This window comes from Paenibacillus tyrphae (genome assembly GCF_027925525.1).
Taxonomy (GTDB): domain Bacteria; phylum Bacillota; class Bacilli; order Paenibacillales; family NBRC-103111; genus Paenibacillus_G; species Paenibacillus_G tyrfis_B.
This window is the reverse complement of record NZ_BSDJ01000018.1, coordinates 1-24300: the sequence shown is the minus strand read 5'-3', so window position 1 is coordinate 24300 and position 24300 is coordinate 1. Positions and strand designations below refer to the sequence as shown.

The following is a 24300-nucleotide window of genomic DNA, read 5'->3' as shown; positions in this document are numbered from 1 at the left end:
CCGGTTCAGCGGGCCTGAAAATCGTCAATTTCGTTAATTTTAAGCAGGTAGACTTTCTTCTCGTCGACATGATAGACCGTGAGGTTTCCGCTGGGCGGGTCCGTATTTAGAATACGGCACGGCATGCTTAGCTTGACCCCTTTCTCTTTCACAATGGACAAACGTACAAGCGTATTGCTTTGTTGAAATGCTTTCATTTCTTCCCAGATCTGCTTGAACGGATCGGCTTCCGGGCGTTTTTCCTCCACAGCCTTGGCTGTCTTGACGTTCGCAGCAGATGGAGCTTTCGGGGCGGTTTCAGCAGAAGCGGCGTTCGGCCGGCTTTTCGTCAGCTCTGCAGACGTGTCGATTTTTTTGAGAATGGATTCTTTCAGCGAGGCCTCGATGGTCTTACCTAATTCTACCCCTTGCTTGATTTGATAATCGGTGACAAGTTCCGAATTGAGCAGATGCAGCAGCTTTTCCAAGGCTCGCCCGTTGGTATCTTCCTCAATCATGATGTCTACATTGAACAAAAACTTTCGTTTTTGCAGTTTGTTGGCTTCCACAGGCGGCTCCTCCTCATTTGATGCTTGCGTAATCTTTACTATATCATTTTTTGCTATAGGAAAATAGAAGTAAACAGACTGGAATTATTATCCTAAGACTGTTCGTATACGATGGAAATAACTTGAAGGCCGAACGACGGGTGATGACAAAATTGACTGAATGCTGCTGCGGTATGTTGGAACTAGGTTCAGGATAAAAATGGTAGGACCTAATAACTAAATATGATGCGAGAATACTACATCCAAAGAACTATGTCAAATTTTTTGTGTTCTTCAGTAATTATGGATATATTTGCAATTGTATGGTAAATTGTCTATAGCCCAGCTTATCGGGCATTGTTATATCATTTGAGGGACTGTCCGGGATTGGAGTTGATCGCAAAATGAGTTCTCCAACGAAAGAGTCGCTTTTAGCCAGAATTGTCAAAATCATTTTATGGCTGGTCGTCATTTATTTTTCACTGTTAATTGTTATTGGCGTCGTGAATTTTATTTCAACCTCACGTTAAACAGAAGCGGGGATAACCATGACCGAATCCATGATCACATTTGAGCATTTTATGGCGATGTATTTCTGCAATTACGAGCTTCCGCCTTCTTCCGAGTCTCTTCAACAATATGCCGACCTTTATAAAACGATGGAAGAGAGACCTATTGTGGAACAATTAATAGCTCAGCTTGAAAGCATAGAACAGATGGAGAGCAATGAGGAAGTAAACGAAACTTTAAAAGAATACGGATATGGGATAGCTTTTGAAGAGTTTAAAGCTTTGATTGCCGGGGCAGTTGCGCAGCTAAGAAAGTAGTAAAAATTTAAGATAGATCGGAATTCAATTTCGCCAGTCTCAATACAATTCCCCGACCCCGCGCACGGATGAAAGCCCATAGGCATATAGTGTAGGCATACGGGTGTTAAAGGGGATGCTTGGGTCAATGATGCGCATGGAACCGGTGGAGCTGGATGGGCACACGGCACTGGCGATCGAGGTGAAACTGCCGAAGACGAATCTGCTTGTCGTGACGACCGACAAAGGGTACATTATGTGCGGGGCGCTTGATGTGGGACTGCTGAATGAACGACTGAGGGAACGGGGCATTATCGCCGCTCGGGCGACGGGCGTGCGGACGATCGAGGAGCTTTTGGAAGCGCCGCTGGAGTCGGTCACCTACGGAGCCGAGTCGCTTGGGGTCGTGCCGGGAATGAAGGGCCGGGACGCGGTTGCACGAATGTTTTGACCGAAATCACTTGAGGTAAAGCGCCTGAGCAAATCGGGCGTTTTTTTATAATGATACAATGTATAAGTTTTCAGCGGAGCTGAACCATTCTATCATTTCAAGAAAAGCTTCCTCTAAAACACGAATGTATCTTCTTCGAAAGGGCTTCGACAAGAAGCTTTTCTTATGGACGGAGACATCTTTCCCCGAGGGAGGAGTTCGTCCTATAATAGAACGGTAGCATATTCGGGGGAACGGAGGAGTCCGATGAGAGACAGACAATTTACATTTCCCGACGCTGACGGGGAAGCGATATTCGTATACGAATGGCTGCCGGAAGAGGATGTGCCGGTGAGGGGCGTGGTACAAATCGCGCACGGGATGGCCGAAACGGCTGCTCGTTACGAGCGATTCGCCGGGGTGCTGACGGGGGCGGGCTATGCGGTGTATGCCAACGACCACCGAGGGCACGGCCGGACGGCCGGCAGCCCGGAGCGGTTCGGCGTCATTGGCGAGAACGGCTTTCAACGCATGGCGGAAGCGATGGGGCAACTGACGGATTTGATCCGCGTACAGTTTTCGGATGTTCCTTTTTACGTATTCGGCCACAGCATGGGGTCGTTTTTGACTCAAAAATATATGTACTTATTTCCCGGGAAAGTGGACGGCATCGTCTTGTCCGGAACGAACGGACCGCAAAAGCTGCTCGGAATCGGCAGCGCGCTGGCCCGGAGACTGGCGGCCCGCAAAGGGGATCAGCATCGCAGCGAGCTGCTGATGAGACTTACGCTCGGCAGCTATAACCGCCAGTTTCGGCCAAATCGGACGCCGTTCGATTGGCTTAGCCGCGACGAACGGGAGGTTGACCTTTTTGCAGCTGACCCGGATTGCGGCTTTGCGATGACGGCGGGCTTCTGGATCGATTTCTTCCGCGGGCTGCAAGAGATTCACGATGAGCGGAACATGCGTCAGATTCCGGTCGATATGCCGGTCTATTTATTTTCCGGCGAGCTCGATCCGGTCGGCCGTAGAGGAAAAGGGGTTGTCGAATTGGCCGGCCTGTACCGGGAGCTGGGCTTGCGGCATGTGACGTACAAGCTGTACCCGCAAGGCCGGCACGAGATGCTGAACGAGATCAATCGCGATGCGGTGATGCAGGACGTTCTCCATTGGCTGGACGAGCAGACGGCCCGTCAAAACATCGGTTCATGAGCCGGAGGACGCGTTGTTCCCGTTCTTCCCGGACGGACTGCTGACGCGTCCGGTTGTGCTCCTTGCCAAAGCGGGTATAATGGAACTGACGCGTCAAGACGAACGGGGGGACGGGAAGGTGGATATTCAAAAAATTATGCCGCGCAAAATTTCCGAAGCCATCGCCGAGCAAATCAAAGAGCAGATCGTCGGCGGTGCGCTGAAGCCGGGCGATAAGCTTCCTTCCACGAAGGAGCTGTCGGAGAGCTACCAAGTGGGACGCTCCACGATCCGGGAAGCGCTCAGCGCGCTCAAAGCGATGGGTCTAGTGGAAAGTCACCAGGGGGAAGGCAGCTACGTGCGCAGTATCGATTCGCAGGACGTGGACTTGCCGGAATTCAACTCGCTGCTGATGAGCCGGGACACGGTGATGGAGCTAATCGAAGCGCGCCAAGCGTTGGAGGTTTCCAATGCGGCGCTGGCGGCAGAGAAGCGGACGGAGGACGACCTGCGGCGCTTCGAGGCGGTGCTCAAGCGGATGGAGGAGCATCTGGGCGACGAAGAGGAAGGCGAGCGGGCGGATATCGAGTTTCATCTTGTACTCGCCCAAGCGACGCACAATTCGATCATGGCGCGGATGATCGAATCGATCTCGACGCAGATGCAGACGGCAATCCGCGAAACGCGCCGGCTGCAAATGTATGCAAACCGCACGGTGTCCTGGCAGCTGCTGCAGGAGCATCAGGCCGTGTACGAGGCGATCAAGCGGCAGGATTCGGGGGCTGCGCAGGACGAGATGCGGCGGCATTTGTTTCATGTCGAGCAGGTGCTGATCCGTTATTTGAAAAAGTAGGACAAGGGGAAGGACCGGCCGTTGCCGAGCGAGCGGCCTATTCGTCCTTGTCTTTCGGAAAGCCGAAGGTAAGCAGCACGAAGCCGACCAGCATAAAAAACCATACGAAAAAGTTTTCAAAAAATGCCGGGTTGGACGGCGTCGCATCGTATGATCCTCGAGTTGCCGACCCGGCTACAGGAATCGCTGCGGCAATCTTCGCCCCGATCCTCTCGGCGGTGTAGTAGGCGCCGCTGGCGAGCAGGAAGACCGTACCTAGAATTTTGTTCAAACGATTGCCCATCGGAAATTCACTCCTTTCTTGGAAAAATAACGTCGTAGCACCTCAATTTCCCTTCGACGTTACCTCATTCGACGCCTTCCACGGTAAAAAGTTTCGCCTCTTAACGGAGAAGACTCTTTTCAAAAAACAACTTATCTGATAACCTGACAAGTAAGAGAAGAAACCATAATCCGAGGGATGGAGTGGGGACCTGTATGCGAGTTTCTTTATTCATTACATGTTTGGCCGACCAGATCTACCCGGAAGTCGGCGAAAGCGTTGTCAGGCTTCTGCACCGATACGGCTGCGAGGTTGATTTTCCTCAGATGCAGACCTGCTGCGGACAGCCCGCGTACAACAGCGGCTACCAGGATGAAGCACGAGAGGTTGCGCGGAACCTGATCCGCGCGTTCGAGCACAGCGATTATGTCGTCTCGCCTTCCGGCTCCTGTACCGGAATGGTCCACCATTATTACCCGCAGTTGTTCGAGAACGAGCCGGAGTGGAAGGCCAAGGCGGAGAAGCTGATCGGGAAAACGTATGAGTTTTCCCAGTTTTTAGTCAACGTGCTGGGAATCACAGATCTCGGCGCCGTGTACGAGGGCAAAGCGACGTATCATCCGTCCTGCCATGCGATGCGTTTGCTCGGGGTGCGCGAGGAGCCGGGCGAGCTGATGGCGAATATCGAGGGGCTGGAGCTGGTCGAGCTGCCCCGCAAGGAAGATTGCTGCGGCTTCGGAGGCACGTTTGCCGTCAAGATGGCCGACATGTCGGAAGCGATGGTATGCGAGAAAGCCGCCAACGTCTGCGCGACGAAGGCCGAGCTGTTGATCGGGACGGACATGGGCTGTCTGATGAACATCGGGGGCCGTTTGAATAAAGAAAACAAGCCGGTGCGCGTCATGCATCTGGCCCAACTGCTGGAGGAAGGAGTGAAGCGCGGTGAGCGGCATGGCAAGTGAGAAGGAATTGATCGGCACGGGCTTAAAAAAGCGTACGGAAGAAGCGCTGGCGAACGATTTTCTCCGCAAGGCGGTTGCGTTTACGACCGACAAGCTGAAGACGGCCAAGCTTCAGGTGACGGACGATTTCGGCCATTGGGAGGATTGGCGGGAGCGGGGGAGACAGATCCGGAAGCATGTCGTGGAGCATCTCGATTATTATTTGACGCAGTTTACCGATAACGTTTCCAAAGCCGGAGGCCACGTCTATTTTTGCCAGACGGGGGACGAGGCGGTCAAGACGTTTATGGAAATTGCGGAGAAGCGCCGGGCGAAGCTGGTGGCAAAAGGAAAATCGATGGTATCGGAGGAAATCCATCTGAACCGTCATTTGGAGGAACGCGGGATCGAGGCGATCGAGACGGATCTCGGCGAGTACATCCTGCAGCTCGCGAAGGAGACGCCGTCGCACCTGATCATTCCGGCGATTCACAAAAACAAGCAGCAGATCGCGGATATTTTTTCGGAGGAAGCGGGCGAGACGTTTGCGCCGGAGACGAAGGTGCTGGCGAAGTATGCCAAGCAGCGGCTGCGCAATTATTTCCTGGAAGCGGATATCGGGCTGACCGGCTGTAATTTCGGCGTTGCCGAATCGGGGGCGATCACGCTCGTGTCCAACGAAGGCAACGGGCGGATGGTGACGACGCTGCCGAAGTGCCACGTCGTCGTCATGGGCATGGAGCGGCTGGTACCGACCTATGACGACCTGGAGGTCGTCCTGAACCTGCTTGCCCGCAGCGCGACCGGGCAGAAGCTGACGACTTACACGTCGATGATTACCGGGCCGCGACGTGAAGGCGAGCTCGACGGGCCGGAGGAGCTGCATCTGATTGTGCTGGACAACGGACGGTCGGCGCAGCTTGGCGATCCGGTGTTTCAGGAGGTGCTGCACTGCATCCGCTGTGCGGCCTGTCTGAACGTGTGCCCCGTGTACCGTCACGTGGGCGGCCACACCTACGGCAGCGTGTACAGCGGCCCGATCGGGGCGGTGCTGACGCCGCTGCTCCAGCAGGACATGAAGGAAGCGGGGCAGCTCGCTTACGCCTCCAGCCTGTGCGGAGCATGCTACGAGGCATGCCCGGTCAAAATTCCGCTGCACGACATGCTGGTGCAGCTTCGGGCGCGCAAGGTGCGGCTCGGGTTAACGCCGCTGGCGGAGCGCGCCGCCTTCAAGACGTTCCGGACGACGTTCGGGAACGTCACGCTGTACAAGATGGCGACGAAGTCCGCCTATTATATGATGAAGCCTTTCGTGAGTCAGGGCGTGATCAAGAAGGCGCCGGGTCCGGCAGCAGGCTGGACGCAGTCCCGCCATTTCCCAATGAAGCCGAAGCTGTCGTTCCGCGACCGCTGGGAGGCGCTCCAGCAGGAGCTGAAGCAGCAGGCCGACCGGAGCGAAGCCGGAGCAGTCCGCGGGCAAGCTGTGCCCGGACGGGACGAGGCGGATGGCTCAGCGAAAGGAGGCGGGCGCCATGAGTAACGGAACGATCCGCGGCCGCGAAGCGTTTATCGCGAATTTGTCGTCGAGGCTCGGACGCCGGGAGGTCCCGGCGGCGGCTCCGGCGCATCCTTTTCGCGGTGCGCCGGAATTTTACAAACAGATCAAGCCTTCAACGGAGGAAAAGATCGAGCTGTTCGCCCGCAACTGGCAGGCTTTGACCGGCAAGGTGCTGGTGGTGGATGAAGCCGAGGCGGCAGACAAAGTCGGCGCTTGGCTGCGCGACATCGCCGCCGAGCTTGGCGTTACGCATGTGTCCCGCTGGGAGCACGAAGGGCTGACGGCGCTTGGCTTGGACGAGGCGCTGGCTGCCTCAGGCATCGCCGTCGCGCCATGGCGGCCGGTGGAAGCGGATGACAGCGCGGCATGGCCGAAGGCGGCGGGGGGCGCGAACTGGGCGCAGCGGAGCGAGCTGCTGAAGCGAACCGAGCGCTGCCAGCTCGGGATCGTCTGGCCCGACTTCGCCGTAGCGAATACGAGCACTCTGGTGCTCCAATGCTCCCCGCAGCACGGCCGCTCGGTGAGCTTGTTGACGGAAATTTTGTTCGCCGTCTTCCGGGCCGATCAGCTCGTGTACCGGATGGGCGAGGCGTTCGAGCAGATCACCCGCGGCAAGCGGCTGCCGGCGCAGTATGCTTCGTCGCTTAACTTGATTACCGGGCCGAGCCGCAGTGCCGACATCGAGAACGATCTGACGATCGGCATCCACGGTCCGGGCAAGGTATACGCGGTCATTATCCGGTAGCCGGGGAAGTAGGGAAGCATATTCCAGCCGCTTGGGCGCATACTATGACGGTCACCTAATCTAAGGAGGTCATAGCCATGAATAAGCAGCGCGCCCAGGAAATCGCCGCTTCGCCGGTGATGGCGAACGTGACGTACGAAGGAGTTCCGATTTATATCCAGCATGTGGATGAAGAACGGGAGTCCGCCAGAATCTATCCGCTCGATCAGCCGGAGCAAGAGCAAGAGGTTCCGTTGAACAGCTTAATAGAAGGTTAAGCTGTTCAATAATGCAGCAGCCCCGCCAAGCTCGACTTGGCAGGGCTGCTTTTTTAACGCTCGCTTGCAATATCCGGTTGAGACAAGGCGGCGCACTCCCGAAAGGCAAAATGCCGGCAGCCCAGACATTTCCGTTGCTCCAGCCGGGTCAAAGCGTAGTTAATCGCCTCGCCCGTATGTTCAAAAAAGTGTTCTTTTCCGATCAGTTCGTCGAGTCCGGTTCGTTTCAACACGTCCCGGGGCTGCGACTGCAGGCCCGAGATGAGAACGACGCCGCCTTGCCGGACGATATCCCGGACCACGCCGGCCAAATATGATTCCCCCGTCGTGTCCATGAACAGCACTTTTCCGAGGCGCAGGATCACAATTTTCGGCCGTTCGTCGAGCGTCCCCGAAATCGATTTTTCAAACAGCGTTCCCGCTCCGAAAAACAACGCTCCCTCCACCGAAATAATGGCAATCTGCGGGCAGTCATGGCTGTCGTTTACGATATGAGAAGCCACTTTCCCGCGGTGCGAAGCCGGATCAGGCAAAACTTTGGCCACCTTGAGCATGCCGCTCATTCGTCGGACGAACAGGACAACTGCAAGAATCAATCCGGCGATCACAGCCGTCGTCAGATCGGTCAGCACAGTGAGCAAGAAAGTAATGATCAGGACGACGGAATCGGCTGTTCTTGTTTTCACAATATGAGCAAACTCTCTGCGCTCGCTCATATTCCAGGCCACGATCATCAGGATTGGCGCCATGCTGGCCAGCGGAATTGCAGAAGCCAAGGGGGCTAGCACAATCAGCACGAGCAGGACGAAGACGCTGTGCACCATCCCCGATACAGGACTCGCCGCACCGTTCTTAATATTCGCCGCGGTTCTGGCAATCGCACCCGTCGCTGGAATTCCGCCGAACAAAGGAGTGACGATGTTCGCAATTCCTTGTCCGATCAGCTCGCGGTTGCTGTGATGGCGGCTTCCCGTCATGCCGTCGGCTACGACCGCCGACAAGAGCGACTCGATTCCTCCGAGTGCTGCGATGATGCAGGCCGGCCCAAGAAGCGGGATCACCTTCTCAAGCGTTACCTCGGGCACGTGAAACTGGGGAAGCGTCCCGGGAATGGCGCCGTACGTCGACCCGATCGTATCGACCCGGCCCTCAAACAGCAAGACCGACAGCACGCTGGATACCAGCAGGCCGACGAGCGATCCGGGCACCCGGGGCAGCAGCTTCGGGGTCACCAATAACAAAGCGAGACACACGACCGCCGTTAGGACGCTGTATAGGTTTACCGTCGACAGGTGCAGCCCGATCTCTTTCATATTGGATATAAAATCCTCATGCTTGCGGATGCCGCTCAGCCCCAGAAAATTCGAGATTTGGCCGGTGAAAATGATGACGGCGATTCCGGCGGTAAAGCCGATCGTTACCGGACGGGGAATAAACTGAATCAGCGCGCCGAGCTTGAATACCCCCATCAAAACAAGGAGGATTCCCGCCAGTCCGCCGGCGATCAGCAAATTTTCATAACCGTACTGCATCACAATAGCGAACAAAATAGGAACGAACGCGCCTGTCGGCCCGCCGATCTGGAATTTGGAGCCGCCGAGCAGCGAGATGAGAAATCCGGCAATCACCGTCGTATAAATGCCATACTGAGGCTTGACTCCGGCCGCAATGGCAAAAGCCATCCCCAAAGGAATGGCTATAACCCCGACAATCGAGCCTGAGATCAGATCCCGGCGAAAATCATTTGCGCTGTACCCGTCAAATCTACCCGACCGCTTCATGACAAGACCTTCTTTTCATATATTTGATTATTTGAATATATGGGGAATATACACCCGGGAATCCGTTCTTGTCAATGGGCGGACAAGTGCCGATTTTTGCATCATCTCAGGTATAATGAAAGGAACGAAACCCCTACAGGGCACAATAGCCCGCGAGGCAAGGAGCGACATGAAAAGTATGCGAAAAGAGCCGGCAATCCATCTATTCGAATGGTCCCCGCGCGTGCATATCGATCCGTTTCATACCCACGACCATTTGGAGATCGGTTATTGTTTATCGGGCAGTGGCACCTTTTACTTCGGGCAAAAAGCCTATGCGGCCCAGCCAGGCGACGTCTTCGTCGTCAACCATCTGGAGCGGCATGCCGCCGCGTCGGATGCGGACAATCCAAGCCATTATCTGTTTTTATATTTTGACCCGATGGTGATCGAGCAGGCGGATATGGAGCTGCTGCTGCCGTTCGTTTATTTGCCGACGAAGTTTCAGAACCGCATTCCAGGGGAACTGGACGTGGCCCGCCGAATCGGAGGGCTGTTCCATGAGCTCGCAGACGAGCAGCGGGACAAGCGGCCGGGCTATCATGGCATGATGCGGGGGAAAATTTTGCAGATTTGCGCGCTGCTGCTCAGGCATTACAGCGAACAAACGTCGTCTGCGGAATGGAACCGAACCCTCTCGTCCTACTACCGGATCAAACCGGCGCTCGATTATATCGACGAGCGTTTTCGAGAATCGCTGACGCTGGAAGACGCGGCTGCCCGGCTTGGCTTAAGCCCGTCCCGGGCGCGGCATCTTTTTCAGGAGAAGCTGGGCGTCGGGTTTAAGCAGTATTTGCTCCGGCTGCGCGTGAACGAAGCCAAGCGGTTGCTGGCAAGCACCGAGCTGCCGATGGCGGAGGTGATGTTTGCAAGCGGCTTCCAGAGCCATGCGCCGTTTTACCGTGCGTTTAGGCAAATCGTCGGCGCCGCTCCGCTGGAATATCGCGAGCTATCGAGGAAGTTAGCCGTTTTTGAGAATGACTCGGGTGAAAATAAGACGACGACGCGCTCTCCCGCCGATTACAATGAAAGTACAACTTAGGTCAGGCAGGTGTACATTCGATACGGAAATGGGGAGAGCAAATGGCAGGTTGGGGCTGGCAAGCGCTGCAAGGCTTGCTGCGTGACGAAATCAAGCAGCGGAAGGAAGAAGGCTGCGACGTTGAGGGTTTTCAAGCGAAGCTGGAGGAGGCTGGGGAAGATGCCGTCAGACTGACGGCCGTTTACGAGGAATTGTCCGCATTGCCGATCGCGGCGGATTTCCCGTATACGGAGCCGAACGGGCTGGACGAGATCCGGGCGACACGTCCGGAAGGTCCGCGCAAGCTGCAAGCGGATTGGACGGAGGAGCAGTGGAAGGATAAGTTTTATGGCGCGTGGCTCGGACGAAGCGTCGGCTGCGCGCTTGGCAAACCGCTGGAGATTGGGCCGTTCCTGTACGGCACGGATAGTCATCCCGGCTGGGCCAACGTGAAGCTGTGGTTCGAAGGAGCGGATGCTTGGCCGATTCGAGATTACACGCCGGGACAGTCGCGGGCGCAGGAGCGATATGGTCTCGCACTTGCCCCTTACGGAAAGGAAAGCGAGCTGGAGCGTATCCGGTATATGGAAACGGACGACGATATCCGCTATACGGTGCTCGGTCTGCTGCTGCTGGAGGAGAAGGGGAAGGAATGGGACTCGTGGGACGTCGGCGGCTTGTGGCTTAAGCATTTGCCGTTTCATAAGGTGTTCACCGCCGAGGCGCGGTCCTACGTCAACTTTACGGTGCTGAACAGCCAGATGGGGTGGCAGCGGGAAACGGATTCCGATGCGCAAAAGGAATGGGTGCGGATGCATTTGAATCCTTACCGAGAATGGATCGGCGCGCAAATTCGCGTGGACGGATTGGCCTACGGTGCGGCCGGGCATCCCGAACTGGCCGCCGAATTCGCTTGGCGGGACGCTTCGTTCTCCCACGTGAAGAACGGCATCTATGGCGCCATGTTTGTGGCGGCGATGATTGCCGCGGCGTTCGTCGAAAGCGACCCGGAGCGGATCGTTGAGATCGGCTTGAGCGAAATTCCGCAGCACTGCCGCTTGGCTAGCGATATTCGTCAAGCGGTGGCGATCGCCCGGGAAGCGAAAGACCAGGTCGAACTGGTTGACCGGATCTGGGAAGCGTTCAAGCATTACCATCCGGTGCATACGAACAACAACGCCGCCTTATGCGCGGCAGCGCTCGTCTTCGGCCGCGGCGATTTCGAGACCGCGGTCACGACAGCGGTGCTCGGCGGCTGGGACACCGACTGCAACGGCGCGACCGTCGGTTCGATCATGGGCGCGATAGACGGGGCGAAGCGGCTGCCGGAGCGTTGGACCGCGAAGCTGAACGATACGTTATATTCGGAAATAAACGGCTTTCATCCGATCGCGATTTCGGAATGCGCCCGGCGCAGCTACGAGGTTTATCGCCGCATCAACGGATAACGACCAAAAAACCGGCTCCTTGCAAGCACAAGGATACCGGTTTTTTGACATTTGCAATCGTTCGTCGGCATAATTATTCGTTGCGTATGTTTTCAAGCAGCGAGATGGCGTCCACCAAATGATTATCGAAGATTTGTCTGGCTACCCCGAGGAGGTCTTTAATCAGAGGATCGCGTAAAGAATAAATAACGGAGGTTCCGTCTTTGGTCCCGCTGACCACATTTTTGCTGCGGAGCACGGCCAACTGCTGCGACACGGCGGAGCCTTCGCTTCCCAGAATAGCCTGCAGCTCGTTGACGTTTTTGTCCCCTTCGCACAGTACCTCAAGAATCCGGATGCGCATAGGATGCGCCAACGCCTTGAAAAACTCCGCTTTAAACTGCTGGATTTCACGATTCATGGATCTAAGCCCCTTAAAACGTTGAACGTCTGAATATATGAATATCATACCACAGAAAAGAAGCCGGTTGTAAAACAAACCGTGAGCGTATAATATTGTTATATTCAAATAATCAAAGATTTGAGCGGTTATTCGTAGAAAGAGGCGATGGCGTATGTCCGGTTTTTGGACTTGGGAACAAAAAGAGCTCGCACGCCCGACGACCAAACAAGAAGTGATCGAAGCGGGTTTGGCTTACCTCGAAGGTGTGGGAGCGGATCTGATCTGTAAAGTTTGCATTCCGGGCGGCGGCTCCTGCTGCTCAGGCTGCCCGTTTTTGGAAGACGGCGTCGGCTGCGGACAGCGTAATACGAGCTGTACGGCTTGGTTGTGCGGTTTCTTGAAGTATATCTATTACGAAGCCGACTTGATCCGGGAATGGGAAGAGTTCTGGGATCAAGTGCCGGGGCAGCAGTTCCGGTATGATACGACCCCGCGCCACTTTGCCGTCCGTGGCTGGCTGGAGCCGCCGAAGCTCCGTTTTTTATCCGAAGCTTTCGCGGACGATTTGCGGCGGCTCCGGCAGGATCGTCCCGCTTCCTGGCTTGTCGAGCTAAAAGGGAAGCTGGACTGGCATATCGACGAAATATTGGAGAGCACCAATCCGAAATTCGTGAAAAAAACCGAAGCCAAGCTGTACCGATTGACAAGCGATTTCCAGCAGTTTCACCGGGCCAAGGCCCAGCTCGTCTAGCCCCCGCATCCCGCAAGCATTCCCCCCCGGGTTCACCCCAAGCCCAAAAAGAAGTACAATAAGCTTAACCCAAACGAAAGCGGCTGAAACGATCATGCTGGAAATCCAATACTTTGAGCTGCATCGTACCTTCCATATGCCGGGGGAAGCTTGGCCGGAAGTGTCGGTGGCCAACCTTACAGGGCTCTGGCTTTGTACGGAGCGGAATGTGAAAATAGTTCTTAAAAAGCTGGAAAGCGCCGGCTGGATCGAGTGGAGCCCGGGCCGTGGCCGCGGGCATGTATCCCGGATCCGGTTTCTTATGGAACCGCAGGAGCTGCTGCTGGAGCTGTCCAAACGGGCGATGCAGGAAGGCCGGCTGAATGACGCGCTGGAGTGGCTGGATCGGTTCGGCCAGGGAACGGATACGAAGGAACGGTTCATGGCGTGGCTGTCCGATTATTTCGGCTACAAGAAGGAAACAGCGGACAGCAAGCCGGTTGAAACGCTGCGCTTCCCGGTGTTTCGGTCCATTCTGACCCTTGATCCCGGGCGGATGATCTATGCGTTCGAGGTGCATTTGATGAAGCAGCTGTATAATACGCTGGTCATCTTTAACGAGCAGCGCCAGACGGTGGAGCCGAAGGTTGCCCACTACTGGGAGTGCAGTCCGGACCACCTCACATGGAAATTTTACTTACGGCGAGGCATTATGTTCCACCATGGTCGGGAATTAACGGCTCACGACGTCGCCTTTTCGCTGCGGCGGCTCATGCGCGAGACGGACCCTTTGACGCAGCGCTGGCTGGTTCAAGGCTTCGACGAAGTGCGCGTGCTGGACGAGCGGGTCGTCGAAATCCGGTTGCGCTCGCCGAATCATTTGCTGCTTCGCTATTTGTGCTTCCCTGCCACCAGCATTTTGCCCGAAGAGCTGGTGGACGGCAGGGAAGAGGCGTTCACGCTGGCTCCGGTCGGCAGCGGCCCGTTCCGCTTGGAGCTGTGGAACGAGAATCGGTGCGTGCTGACGGCGAACCCCTCCTATTTCGAGGGCCGGGCGCACTTGGACCGGGTCGAGGTGGTGTTCCTGCCTCCGGAAGAATTGCACAGCTTTCAAGTTACCGATTCCGAAAAAATGCTATGCAATCATGACGGCGTCACCTATCCGGTGCGGCATCACTGGGAGCGTATCGAGCTGCTGAACAACGGCTGTTCGATGTTGTCCTATAATATGCAGCAGGGCGGACCGCAGCAGGACGTTCGCTTTCGCAAAGCGCTGCATCATCTGGTCGACCGGAAGAGCATGGTGGAGCAGTTGGGCGAAAACCGCCGCTTTCCCGCAACCGGAATGCAGCCTCACAATTATTTGGGGCAGGAGGATCATGCGTTTGATCCGTCCGTCGCCCGGAAGCTTTTGGACGAGATGGGGTATACGGGAGAGCCGTTTCGGATCGCAGCTATTTGGAAGCATCTGGCGGACGCGCACTGGCTGCGGGACCGCTGCCGGGAGTTCGGGATCGAGGCGGAGGTCGTCTGCTACGAGATCGACGAGCTGGCCCGGCGTGTCCGGGACCGTACTTTGAACGCGGAGGCGCTGCTGCATCAATTCGTGATCGACGAAGGAGAAGTGTCGCTGCTGGAGCTGTATTTGCGCGAAGACAGCTACATCCGCCTCGTCATGGACGAAGAATTGAGCGCGCGCGTAGACAAAATTGCGTCCGACCTGTTGGCCTCTCCTTCGCCCGAATACCGCAAGCACCGGATGCAGGAGCTGGAGGCGCTTCTGAATCATGAGCATGTGGCGCTGTTCCTCTTGTTCAAAGGGCTCCAGACGGTGCACGACCCGTCCTTGCGCGGGGTAACGATTAATTCGCTCGGCTGGATCGATTTCAAAAATGTTTGGCTGCAGTCCGTGTAAGACTGACTTGCACGGCCGAAGCCTGAGGAGGATTCCGATGATACGACAAGCTCAACCGGGGGACGCCGTTTGCGTCATACCGCTCATTTATTCCGCCATCGGCGATATTGCGTTTACTTTGACGGGTACCACCGACCCGGAGCAGGCGCAGCAAATATTGCGCGAATTTTATGAGCGCCGGGACAACCGCCTCAGCTATGAGAATACGCTCGTTGCGGAGCGGGACGGTCGTCCGGTCGGCTTTATTTTGTTCTACCACGGCAGCCGTACGGACGAATTGGACCGGCCGCTCGCCGAGCGGCTGGCCGGGATCGGTCAACTCGACGTCAAGCTTACGAAAGAAGCGCGGGACGACGAATTTTATTTGGATTCGCTTGCCGTCGATCCGGCCCATCAGGGGCAGGGCATTGCCAAAGCTTTGATGGAGGCGTTCGAAGCGGAAGCCGCAAGGCGGGGATACGACAAGGTATCGCTGATCGTCGAGGAAAGCAACGACAAAGCGAGACGGTTGTACGAGGCCAAAGGCTACGAAGCGGACGGTCAGTTGGAGGTCAGCGGCCATTTATACGATCATATGGTGAAGCGGGTCGTTCCCGTGAACTAAAAAATCAAGAGCTTCAAGCCCGAGGTTATCGGCGGGTTTGAAGCTCTTTTTATGTTTTTTGGTGAATTCGAACCAAAAAATTTTTGATTTAATGATGTTAAAAAACATCACATAGCATCTTGTTTTTTTAGAAAGATGTTGTTACAATCAAACTATTAAAAAACGGAATTCAAATTCCGAAATTCGGTACAACAAAAGTTTGACTCATCATTTCGACGAATTCCTTTCAAGGAGGCGGCAACGTGTTTACGAAGCAAGAGCTGCAAGACATCATCGAACTGATTGGCCGGTCACCCGTTCAGAAGTTTAAATATTCGGATGGGACGGCACAATTACTAATTGTGAAAGACAACGCCGCCTTACCGCCAAAAGCGGACAAACGCAGCACGAAAGCGGCGTCGGAGCCCATGGCGGAGCATGCGGAAGCTGCGGGTGCGAAGCCTTCGGAACCCGACGGCGCGCAGACGGCCATGGCCGAAAAGAACGCGGAGCCGGATGCTCCCAAGCTCATCGAGATCGTCGCGCCAACCGTCGGCACGTTTTATACGTCCGCCGAGCAGGGAGCGGTTCCTTTCGTGCAGGTTGGAGACAAGGTCACTCCGGAGAAAGTGGTTTGCGTGCTGGAGGCCATGAAGCTGTTTACGGAAGTATCGGCCAAGGTATCGGGGGAAATCGTCGAGATCGCCGTCGAGAACGGGCAATTCGTAGAATACGGGCAGCCGCTCTTTATCGTCAAACCCGAGTAATCGCGTGAATCAAACGGACGGAAGGGAGCATCTCATGTTTAAGAAAGTATTGATTGCCAATCGCGGAGAAATCGCCGTTCGCATTATAAGGGCATGTAAAGAACTGGATATGAAAACGGTTGCAGTTTACTCCCAAGCGGACAAGTCTTCCTTGCATGTGAGCATGGCGGACGAAGCCTACTGTATCGGGCCGACGGCCGCCAAAGACAGCTATCTGAATGTGGTCCGTCTGATCGCCGTCGCTTTGCATGCGGGGGCCGACGCGATTCATCCCGGCTACGGATTCCTGTCCGAAAATGCCGATTTTGCGGAAACATGCGAAGAATACGGCATCGCGTTTATCGGACCGGACGCGGAAGCGATTCGCAAGATGGGCGATAAGGCCGTGGCCAAAGAAACGATGCGGGAGGCAGGCGTTCCGGTCGTTCCGGGTACGGACGGCATCATCGATCGGGTGGAAGACGCCCTTCGGATGGCGGCGGAAATCGGCTATCCGGTGATCGTAAAAGCAACCGCCGGCGGCGGAGGCAAAGGGATGAGGGTCGCCCAGGACGAAAAGCAACTGGCCGAGGTGATCCAGCAAGCGCGGAAAGAAGCGGACGCGGCTTTCGGCAATTCCGGCGTCTATCTGGAAAAATATTTGGAAGGTCCAAGGCACGTCGAAGTGCAGATTATGGCCGACCAAGAGGGCCAAGTCGTCTATCTTGGCGAGAGGGATTGTTCGATTCAACGACGTCATCAGAAGCTGGTGGAAGAGGCACCGTCCCCTGCGATCGACGCCGAATTGCGGGGGCGAATGGGCGCTGCGGCCGTCGCCGCCGCCAAAGCGGTCCGTTATCGTGGCGCAGGCACCGTGGAATTTTTGCTGGATCGGCATGGTCGGTTTTATTTTATGGAAATGAACACCCGCATTCAGGTCGAGCATCCGGTCACGGAAATGGTCACCGGGATCGACCTCATCAAAGAACAGTTGACCGTAGCGGCAGGATGCTCGCTTTCGTTCCGTCAACAGGACATCCGCATCAACGGATGGGCGATGGAATGCCGGATCAATGCCGAGAATCCGGCGCAAGATTTCATGCCCTCGCCGGGCAAAGTTACGGCTTACACGCCTCCGGGAGGCTTCGGCGTTCGGGTCGACAGCTCGGTGTATGCTGGCTACCAGATTACGCCGTTCTACGATTCCATGGTCGCGAAGCTCATTGTATGGGGCAAAGACCGGCAGGATGCCATTCGCCGTATGAGAAGGGCCCTGGACGAGTTTGTGATCGACGGGATTAAGACGACGATTCCGTTTCATCGGCAATTGATGGAGCACGAGACGTTCGTATCGGGCGATTTTGATACCAAGTTTCTGGAAACGCATGAAATCCATCCGGAACGACCCGCGAACGAACATCGATGAAAAGAGGTGGGCAGCATGCCTGACAACCAGCGCGAAGAGCGGATGGAGCCGGAAATATATCCACTGGGCGATGCTGCGGTTTCCGTCCAATTGGGCAGCGGCATCGATCCGAAGACGCACCGCCAAGTTCAAGCTCTGGCCGCCTATTTTGAGCGGCATCCGTTTCCGGGGCTGATCGAAATCGTTCCAGCCTTTGTGACGGTTACCGTTTTTTACGATCCCTTGAAGCTGATGGACCCGTTAACGGGGGAAAGCTGCAGAGCACGAGACGGCAACGGGTTCCGCTCCCCGTATGAGATCGTCCGAGGCATCGTCAAGCGGGCGGCCGCTAATTTGGATAATACCTTTGAAAGCGCTTCGAATATTGTTCGCATCCCTGTATGCTACGGAGGCGAATTGGGGCCGGATTTGAACAGCGTAGCCGAATATCACGGATTGACTCCCGAAGAAGTCATCGAAATTCATTCGTCGCAAGATTATTTGGTCTATATGATCGGGTTCGCTCCGGGCTTTCCTTACTTAGGCGGGCTGTCCGAACGTATCGCCACCCCGCGGCGAGGCACGCCGCGGCTGCAGATTGAGGCGGGAACGGTAGGCATCGGAGGAAACCAGACCGGAATTTATCCGATCTCCACGCCGGGAGGATGGCAGTTGATCGGAAGAACGCCGCTGCCGTTATTTCGCCCCGACGATTCTTCGCCCAGTTTGTTGAAGGCGGGAGATATCGTGCGATTTCAGCCGATCGGGCTTAAACAATTCGAAGAGTGGAAAGAGGACAGCACATGAGCATGCAGATCGTCAATCCGGGACTCTTGACCACGATACAGGATAAAGGGAGGTTCGGATTTCAACGGCAGGGAGTTATCGTCAGCGGGGCTATGGATACGTTCGCGCTTCGGGCGGCGAATGTGTTGGTCGGCAACGAAGAGAACGCAGCTGCCTTGGAAGTCACGTTAATGGGAACGGCCATCTGCTTTGAAGCCGATTCGCTCATTTCCGTCTGTGGCGGAAATTTATCGCCCACAATTGAAGGAGAGCCGCTTCCTTTATGGAGGCCCCTCTTGATCAAACAAGGCTCAACGCTCGAATTCGGGCCGTGCCGGTCGGGCGCCCGCGCGTATTTGGCGGTAGCGGGCGGAATCGATGTTCCGCCGGTGATGCACAGCCGCAGCACGTACCTTCGGGCGGAAATCGGAGGGCACGAAGGGAGAGCCTTGAAGGCCGGCGACCGGCTTGGCCTCGGTCTTCCAACCGAACTGGCAACCGGGTATCTGAAAGCCCGGCAGTCTGCTCTACGTGCGAGGAGGTGGCTGGCAGCGGAATGGTTTATCGGGAACGAAGCGCTCCCCGCCTATGCTAAAGAACCCGTGATCCGAGTGATCCGGGGCCGGGAATACGATGCTTTTACGGAAGAAAGCCAAACCGCGTTTGTCACCCGGCCCTTCCGGATTACGCCGCAGTCGGACCGGATGGGCTACCGGTTGCAGGGGGAGGCGCTGGCTTTTAAGGAATCGCTGGAGACACTTTCTGAAGCGGTTTCATTCGGTACCGTGCAGGTGCCGCCCGAAGGGAATCCGATTGTGCTGATGGCGGACCGGCAAACGATCGGAGGCTATCCAAGAATCGCGCAGGTCATCACGGCGGATCTTCCGGTTTTGGCCCAAGCCAAGCCCGGAGACAGCATCCGTTTCGCCGAAGTTTCTTTGCATGAGGCCGAGGAGCTTTATATCCGGAAAGAGCTGGAATTCGAACGATTGACCAGGGCGATAAAGCTTTATTTGAAGGCCCGATGAGTGACGCCCGGCGGTGCGTTATCCGCTGAAATTTGAAAGGAGGCGCAGCCTATGTATGTGGTGGATTTAAATTGCGATCTCGGGGAAAGCTTCGGGGCCTATAAGCAGGGAAACGACGAGGAAATGCTGCGGCTTGTCACGTCGGTGAATATCGCCTGTGGCTTCCACGCCGGAGATCCCGGCACGATGCGTCAAACCGTCAAGTCCGCGCTGGATAACAAGGTGGCCATCGGCGCCCATCCGGGGCTTCCGGACTTAATCGGCTTCGGCCGGCGGAATATGGAGATCTCGCCGCAGGAGGCGTTCGATATGGTCGTCTACCAAATCGGGGCGCTGAACGGCTTCGTCCAAGCAGAAGGGGGCGTGATGCGTCACGTCAAGCCGCACGGGGCATTATACAATATGGCGGCCCGCAGCGCCAAGCTGGCCGAGGCGATTGCGGAAGCCGTTTATAAAGTGAATCCGCAGCTGATCTTGTACGGCCTGTCCGGAAGCGAGCTGATTCGCGCGGGAGCCAAGCTCGGCTTGCTGACGGCAAGCGAGGTGTTTGCCGACCGGACCTATCAATCGGACGGAAGCCTGACTCCGCGCAGCCAACAGGACGCTATGATCAACGATCCGTCGGCCGCCGTCAAGCAAATTATGACCATGGTGAAGGAAGGAACGGTCAGATCGCAGCAGGGGACGGATGTTCCCATCCTGGCCGAGACGATCTGTATCCATGGCGACGGGAAGCATGCCGTGGAGTTCGCCCGCGGCATACGGGACATGCTCCAAGCCGAAGGAATTACACTAGTGCCGGCTCACGATAACCGCAACATCTAAAAGGAGGAATACATTTATGTTGACGCTGCTTGGAGTCCTGATCGTCATCGTCGGCTTCGCCCTGCGCTTTAATCCGCTGCTTGTCGTTTGCGCGGCCGGGATTGTAACGGGAATTGCCGGCCATCTGTCCTTCGGCGAAATTTTGACAACCTTCGGCAATGCTTTCGTTTCCAACCGCTACTTGTCCTTGTTTATCCTTACGCTCCCGGTTGTCGGCCTGCTGGAACGGTACGGTCTGAAGGAGCAGTCGCAGCAGTTGATCGGCAAAATTAAAGCGGCCACGACAGGCCGGCTGCTGCTGGTCTACCTGGTGATCCGCCAAGCGACCGCGGCCATTGGGCTGACCAGCCTTGGCGGGCACGCCCAGATGGTTCGTCCGCTTGTTTCTCCGATGGCCGAAGGCGCGGCCGCGCACAGACACGGGCCTTTGCCCAAAAACGTTTCCGACCGGATCAAAGCTTATTCCGCATCGACAGACAATGTGGGCCTGTTTTTTGGAGAAGACGTATTCATCGCTTTTGGCGCCGTATTACTGATCCAAGGCTTCTTAGCGCAAAATGGCGTTCAAGTGGAGCCTTTGCACGTCTCCGTCTGGGGGATCCCGACGGCAATCGCGGCGTTTCTCATTCATGGCACAAGGCTGTACCTGCTGGACCGTAAAATCAAGCAGATGATCGATTCGGAGCCGTCCGGCTCGTCCGAAGAAACCTTGGAAGAGGTGCAGAGCCATGCTCGTTAATCTGGAATACGTTTATTATGTAGCCGCGGTCTTTTTGATCGTTATCGCAGGCCTCAGCTTGAAGGATACAAGCAATCCGAGACGGCTGCTGACGGCGGCGTTTTGGGCGCTTTTCGCCGTATCGTTCGCTTTCGGCAAGCTTATTCCTCCGATGTATATGGGAATCATCGTCATTATTATGGCGGTCATCGCAGGCTTTGGGGGCGTTCGACCGGGCAAGCATAAGCAAGTGGCGGATGAAGAACGGGCGGCTTCGGCGGCGAAATATAAAAACAAGCTGTTCCTGCCGATTCTGATGATTCCGCTCCTCACGCTGATCGGAGCCACTTTGCTCAAGGATGTGACCATCGGCGGCTTGCGGCTGCTGGACAAGTCCAACGTAACGCTGGCAGCCCTTGGCGTAGCGTGTGTGCTGGCATTCGTCGCGGCCATTACGCTGACCAAACAAAAAAGCATCGTCCCGGTGAAGGAATCGCGGCGCCTGCTCGATTCGATCGGCTGGGCTGCCGTGCTCCCGCAAACGCTCGCGAGCTTGGGGGCGCTGTTCTCGGCAGCGGGCGTCGGCAAAGTGATCGCGGAGCTGGTCGGTTCTTCCATTCCGGTAGACAACCGTCTGCTCGTCGTAGCCGCCTATTCCATCGGGATGGCCGTATTTACGATGATCATGGGCAACGCTTTTGCCGCGTTCCCGGTCATGACGGCGGGCATCGGCCTTCCGTTGCTCGTAGGCATGCATGGGGCCAATCCGGCGGTCATGTCCGCCATCGGCATGCTGTCCGGCTACTGCGGGACGCTGATGACGCCGATGGGAGCCAACTTTAACATCGTACCGGCCGCTTTGCTCGATCTGCCCAAGTATAGCGTCATCAAGGCCCAAGTGCCGACAGCGTTGATTTTGTTGGCGGCCAATATCGTACTGATGTATGTTCTCGCTTTTTAGCGGCTGTCCGACGCACATCGTATCAATGCTCTAAATATCCCATATTTTTGGAAATCGCTTTGCCTGCGGTCACGGTCTTCTCGATTAATTCCGGCAGACGCTGCTCGGTAAAGCGGTTTTCCAATCCGGAGATGCTTAGCCCCGCAATCACTTGTCCGCTATAATTATAAATAGGAACGGCTACGGCCGAAGTAAAATTGCGCAGCTCCGAATGGCTGATCGTGTAGCCGCGCGCTTTGGCTTCTTGAATCGATTCGAGAAGCTTCGGCTTGTCGGTGATCGTGCCGTCCGCGTAGGCGACGAGGGGCGTTTCTTCAATATATGTTTGCAGCTCCTGCTGCGGCATGAACGAGAGTAGAATCCGCGGACAGGCTCCGGCGTATAGAGCGGCTCTGCGGCCGATTTGGGTGAACACCCTTACCGGCTGGGTCGTATCCACCTTCTCGATGTAGATCGCTTCGTTTCCTTCCCGGATGACCAGATTGGCAGCCTCTTCCACATCGTCCCGCAGCTGCTTCATGACCGGCAGGGCGATTTTGCGGATATCGAGACGCTCCTTGACCAACTGGCCGAATTGCAGGAACATAAAGCCGAGCTCGTATTTTCCTTCTGCGGTTTTGGCGAGCAGGCCCATTTCCTCGAGCGACCCGATCATGCGGTGCACGGTCGTTTTCGCTTGTCCCGATAACGTCGACATTTCCTGCAAAGATAGCTGTTCGTAGGTTAGAAAGAGATCCAGAATCTCTTTGGCTTTGACGACGGTCTTGTTTTTATTCTGCATGGCAACCTCCAACTGATTCCGTATATCGGAACGCTGCTTCAATTATATTAAAATATGAAAATACATTCCAGCTTTAAAACCAGGTTTTATATAGCGAGGAGGATATGACAGTGGAAACCATTCTTGTTACCGGGTTTGATCCTTTCGGAGGGCAGCGGGTGAATCCGGCTTTGGAAGCCGTCAGGAGACTGCAGGGAATCACGGTGGAAGGCCATCGCGTGGAAACCCGCGAGATCCCGACCGTATTCGATAAATCGATCGAGCGGCTGCTTGCGGCTGTGTCGGAAATGAAGCCGAAGCTCGTCATTTGTGTCGGTCAAGCCGGCGGCCGGCCGGATATTACGATCGAAAGGATCGCCATTAATATCAACGACGCCAGGATTGCCGACAATGACGGGCAGCAGCCGATCGATACGCCGGTCATCCCCGGGGGACCCGCCGCCTACTGGTCTACGCTTCCGATCAAAGCCATGGTGAAGGAGATGAACGATCACGGCATTCCGGCTTCCGTATCGCATACGGCTGGCACGTTCGTTTGCAATCATCTGTTTTACGGCTTGATGCATCATCTGGCCACGACGGGCAACACGGCGGTTCGCGGAGGCTTTATTCATATTCCGTTCTTGCCGGAACAAGCCGTACAGCATAAAGGACAGCCGAGCATGAGTCTTGAGGCTATCGTCAAAGGGCTGGAGGCAGGAATCGGGGCGGCGATCCGCTATCAAGAGGACATCGTCGTTTCGACAGGGCAAATCTGCTAACTGTCTTTAAGTCGCAGGCTTACCAAGACCAAAGGCCAGTTCCAAAACTAACCCTAAGGCCGTTATTGACGGTCCGTCATCCAGCTATACTTGAAATAGCTGATAGACAGACGGAATTTTGTCGATAAGGAGCTTGATCATGGAATGGATTAGTCAAATGTTTGGACAGTACGGTTACTTCGTCTTATTTTTCGGATTGTTCGCCGAATCACTGGCGCTGCCGTTTCCAGGGGAACTGGCTATGGCCATCGCAGGGCATATGGCTTCTCTGGGCACGTTTCAACTGACATCGATTATCCTCGTGTCCTATCTCGGGGCAATTACGGGAACGTTCGTCACCTATATGCTGGGCCGACGGCTCGGCACTCCGTTTTTTGAAAAATACGGCAAGTACTTCTTCCTTAAGCCGGAGCGTCTCCGCCAATTGACGGAATGGTTTGGGAAATACGGAGACAAGCTCATTCTGGTCAGTTATTTCGTCCCTGGTCTGCGGCACTTTACGGGCTATGTCGCCGGGATTCTCAAGGTCCGCTTCGGCACCCTTCTGCTTTACAACGGGATCGGCGGGATTTTGTGGGTCATGACTTATGTGACAGTGGGCCATATTTTTGGAGCGAAGATCGAGCAACTGCTGCATCTGATTACCCAATACTCCTTCGGGGCGGTCGTCGTTCTTGCTCTGCTCGCGGGGCTGGCGGTGCTGGCGAAGAAGAAAAAAGCGCTGCTGATCCAGTGGCTGCGTGCGAGATATGTGGGGCTGCAGAAATTATTCGTCCGCTCTGCAAAATAAGGAAAAAACAGCGGCGTCCGGGGCTTTGAG

Annotated in this window: 27 protein-coding genes; 22 read left to right on the top strand and 5 right to left on the bottom strand. The window is 55.7% G+C overall.

All coding sequences use genetic code 11. The annotated features are described in order from the left end of the window. Positions 1–5 precede the first annotated feature (5 nt). The gene (locus QMG93_RS21020; RefSeq protein WP_281939861.1) at positions 6–548 is read right to left on the bottom strand and encodes a hypothetical protein; all 543 of its coding nucleotides are present in this window, start codon (positions 546–548) and stop codon (positions 6–8) included. Between the two features lie 527 nt (positions 549–1075). Here QMG93_RS21020 and QMG93_RS21015 point away from each other — a divergent pair. The 4 genes from QMG93_RS21015 (at position 1076) to QMG93_RS21000 (ending at position 3807) form a co-directional block, all read left to right on the top strand. Continuing rightward, a complete protein-coding gene (locus tag QMG93_RS21015; RefSeq protein ID WP_281939859.1) occupies positions 1076–1354 on the top strand; it encodes a hypothetical protein in 279 nt (92 codons plus the stop codon). 127 nt (positions 1355–1481) lie between these two features. After that, positions 1482–1784: a YunC family protein gene (locus QMG93_RS21010; protein WP_281939857.1), complete on the top strand. Its 303-nt coding sequence runs from the start codon at positions 1482–1484 to the stop codon at positions 1782–1784. Positions 1785–2030: 246 nt separating this feature from the next. Continuing rightward, on the top strand, positions 2031–2975 hold the full coding sequence (locus QMG93_RS21005) for an alpha/beta hydrolase (protein WP_281939855.1): 945 nt from the start codon (positions 2031–2033) through the stop codon (positions 2973–2975). A gap of 79 nt (positions 2976–3054) precedes the next feature. Further along, positions 3055–3807 carry a FadR/GntR family transcriptional regulator gene (locus QMG93_RS21000; RefSeq protein ID WP_413789317.1) on the top strand — a complete coding sequence of 251 codons (753 nt, stop codon included), beginning with the start codon at positions 3055–3057 and terminating at the stop codon, positions 3805–3807. A 37-nt stretch (positions 3808–3844) separates the two neighbouring features. Here the strand turns inward: QMG93_RS21000 and QMG93_RS20995 are convergent, their stop codons facing one another. Further along, positions 3845–4090, bottom strand: a complete 246-nt coding sequence (locus tag QMG93_RS20995; protein WP_281939854.1) for a hypothetical protein — start codon at positions 4088–4090, stop codon at positions 3845–3847. 194 nt (positions 4091–4284) lie between these two features. On the opposite strand from QMG93_RS20995, the gene QMG93_RS20990 reads away from it, so the two are divergent. The 4 genes from QMG93_RS20990 to QMG93_RS20975 all read left to right on the top strand — a co-directional run bounded on the left by QMG93_RS20990 (position 4285) and on the right by QMG93_RS20975 (position 7570). Beyond that, on the top strand, positions 4285–5031 hold the full coding sequence (locus tag QMG93_RS20990; RefSeq protein WP_281939853.1) for a (Fe-S)-binding protein: 747 nt from the start codon (positions 4285–4287) through the stop codon (positions 5029–5031). Continuing rightward, on the top strand, positions 5021–6550 hold the full coding sequence (locus tag QMG93_RS20985) for a LutB/LldF family L-lactate oxidation iron-sulfur protein (RefSeq protein ID WP_281940101.1): 1530 nt from the start codon (positions 5021–5023) through the stop codon (positions 6548–6550). The genes QMG93_RS20990 and QMG93_RS20985 overlap by 11 nt, the downstream gene beginning before the upstream one ends. Continuing rightward, positions 6543–7313 (top strand): LutC/YkgG family protein, encoded by a 771-nt coding sequence (locus QMG93_RS20980; protein ID WP_281939852.1) that lies wholly within the window; start codon positions 6543–6545, stop codon positions 7311–7313. Before QMG93_RS20985 ends, QMG93_RS20980 begins: the two co-directional genes overlap by 8 nt. Before the next feature lie 77 nt (positions 7314–7390). Beyond that, positions 7391–7570 (top strand): small acid-soluble spore protein H, encoded by a 180-nt coding sequence (locus tag QMG93_RS20975; RefSeq protein ID WP_054976951.1) that lies wholly within the window; start codon positions 7391–7393, stop codon positions 7568–7570. Positions 7571–7623: 53 nt separating this feature from the next. Here the strand turns inward: QMG93_RS20975 and QMG93_RS20970 are convergent, their stop codons facing one another. Further along, on the bottom strand, positions 7624–9351 hold the full coding sequence (locus QMG93_RS20970; RefSeq protein ID WP_281939850.1) for a SulP family inorganic anion transporter: 1728 nt from the start codon (positions 9349–9351) through the stop codon (positions 7624–7626). A 178-nt stretch (positions 9352–9529) separates the two neighbouring features. Here QMG93_RS20970 and QMG93_RS20965 point away from each other — a divergent pair, with 178 nt between their 5' ends. Together QMG93_RS20965 and QMG93_RS20960 are read left to right on the top strand one after the other, a co-directional pair. After that, complete coding sequence (locus QMG93_RS20965; RefSeq protein WP_281939848.1) at positions 9530–10432, top strand: AraC family transcriptional regulator; 903 nt, start codon at positions 9530–9532, stop codon at positions 10430–10432. A gap of 41 nt (positions 10433–10473) precedes the next feature. After that, positions 10474–11859, top strand: coding sequence for an ADP-ribosylglycohydrolase family protein (locus QMG93_RS20960; RefSeq protein WP_281939846.1), 1386 nt, complete (start codon positions 10474–10476; stop codon positions 11857–11859). A 73-nt stretch (positions 11860–11932) separates the two neighbouring features. Here the strand turns inward: QMG93_RS20960 and QMG93_RS20955 are convergent, their stop codons facing one another. Then, positions 11933–12259 carry an ArsR/SmtB family transcription factor gene (locus QMG93_RS20955; protein ID WP_281939844.1) on the bottom strand — a complete coding sequence of 109 codons (327 nt, stop codon included), beginning with the start codon at positions 12257–12259 and terminating at the stop codon, positions 11933–11935. A gap of 154 nt (positions 12260–12413) precedes the next feature. On the opposite strand from QMG93_RS20955, the gene QMG93_RS20950 reads away from it, so the two are divergent. The 10 genes from QMG93_RS20950 to QMG93_RS20905 all read left to right on the top strand — a co-directional run bounded on the left by QMG93_RS20950 (position 12414) and on the right by QMG93_RS20905 (position 21938). Next, positions 12414–12992 carry a hypothetical protein gene (locus QMG93_RS20950; RefSeq protein ID WP_216793521.1) on the top strand — a complete coding sequence of 193 codons (579 nt, stop codon included), beginning with the start codon at positions 12414–12416 and terminating at the stop codon, positions 12990–12992. A 94-nt stretch (positions 12993–13086) separates the two neighbouring features. Continuing rightward, positions 13087–14886: an ABC transporter substrate-binding protein gene (locus QMG93_RS20945; protein WP_281939841.1), complete on the top strand. Its 1800-nt coding sequence runs from the start codon at positions 13087–13089 to the stop codon at positions 14884–14886. A 37-nt stretch (positions 14887–14923) separates the two neighbouring features. Continuing rightward, on the top strand, positions 14924–15490 hold the full coding sequence (locus tag QMG93_RS20940) for a GNAT family N-acetyltransferase (protein ID WP_281939839.1): 567 nt from the start codon (positions 14924–14926) through the stop codon (positions 15488–15490). Positions 15491–15732: 242 nt separating this feature from the next. Further along, a complete protein-coding gene (gene accB, locus QMG93_RS20935; protein ID WP_281939837.1) occupies positions 15733–16236 on the top strand; it encodes an acetyl-CoA carboxylase biotin carboxyl carrier protein in 504 nt (167 codons plus the stop codon). Between the two features lie 34 nt (positions 16237–16270). Further along, entirely contained in the window at positions 16271–17641 is a 1371-nt protein-coding gene (gene accC / locus QMG93_RS20930; protein WP_281939835.1) for an acetyl-CoA carboxylase biotin carboxylase subunit, read from the top strand. Positions 17642–17656: 15 nt separating this feature from the next. Then, positions 17657–18427, top strand: coding sequence for a 5-oxoprolinase subunit PxpB (pxpB, locus tag QMG93_RS20925; RefSeq protein WP_281939833.1), 771 nt, complete (start codon positions 17657–17659; stop codon positions 18425–18427). Further along, a complete protein-coding gene (locus QMG93_RS20920; protein WP_281939831.1) occupies positions 18424–19434 on the top strand; it encodes a biotin-dependent carboxyltransferase family protein in 1011 nt (336 codons plus the stop codon). The genes pxpB and QMG93_RS20920 overlap by 4 nt, the downstream gene beginning before the upstream one ends. 51 nt (positions 19435–19485) lie before the next feature. Then, on the top strand, positions 19486–20259 hold the full coding sequence (locus QMG93_RS20915; RefSeq protein WP_281939830.1) for a LamB/YcsF family protein: 774 nt from the start codon (positions 19486–19488) through the stop codon (positions 20257–20259). A gap of 16 nt (positions 20260–20275) precedes the next feature. After that, entirely contained in the window at positions 20276–20998 is a 723-nt protein-coding gene (locus QMG93_RS20910) for a DUF969 domain-containing protein (protein WP_281939828.1), read from the top strand. After that, complete coding sequence (locus QMG93_RS20905; protein WP_281939826.1) at positions 20988–21938, top strand: DUF979 domain-containing protein; 951 nt, start codon at positions 20988–20990, stop codon at positions 21936–21938. The genes QMG93_RS20910 and QMG93_RS20905 overlap by 11 nt, the downstream gene beginning before the upstream one ends. 22 nt (positions 21939–21960) lie before the next feature. Here QMG93_RS20905 and QMG93_RS20900 read toward each other — a convergent pair whose 3' ends face one another. Next, positions 21961–22719, bottom strand: a complete 759-nt coding sequence (locus QMG93_RS20900) for an IclR family transcriptional regulator (protein WP_281939824.1) — start codon at positions 22717–22719, stop codon at positions 21961–21963. A gap of 110 nt (positions 22720–22829) precedes the next feature. Between QMG93_RS20900 and pcp the strand changes: the two genes are divergently transcribed. Together pcp and QMG93_RS20890 are read left to right on the top strand one after the other, a co-directional pair. After that, entirely contained in the window at positions 22830–23480 is a 651-nt protein-coding gene (gene pcp, locus QMG93_RS20895) for a pyroglutamyl-peptidase I (protein ID WP_281939805.1), read from the top strand. A gap of 139 nt (positions 23481–23619) precedes the next feature. Next, positions 23620–24270: a DedA family protein gene (locus QMG93_RS20890; RefSeq protein ID WP_281939803.1), complete on the top strand. Its 651-nt coding sequence runs from the start codon at positions 23620–23622 to the stop codon at positions 24268–24270. The last annotated feature ends 30 nt before the right edge of the window (positions 24271–24300 follow it).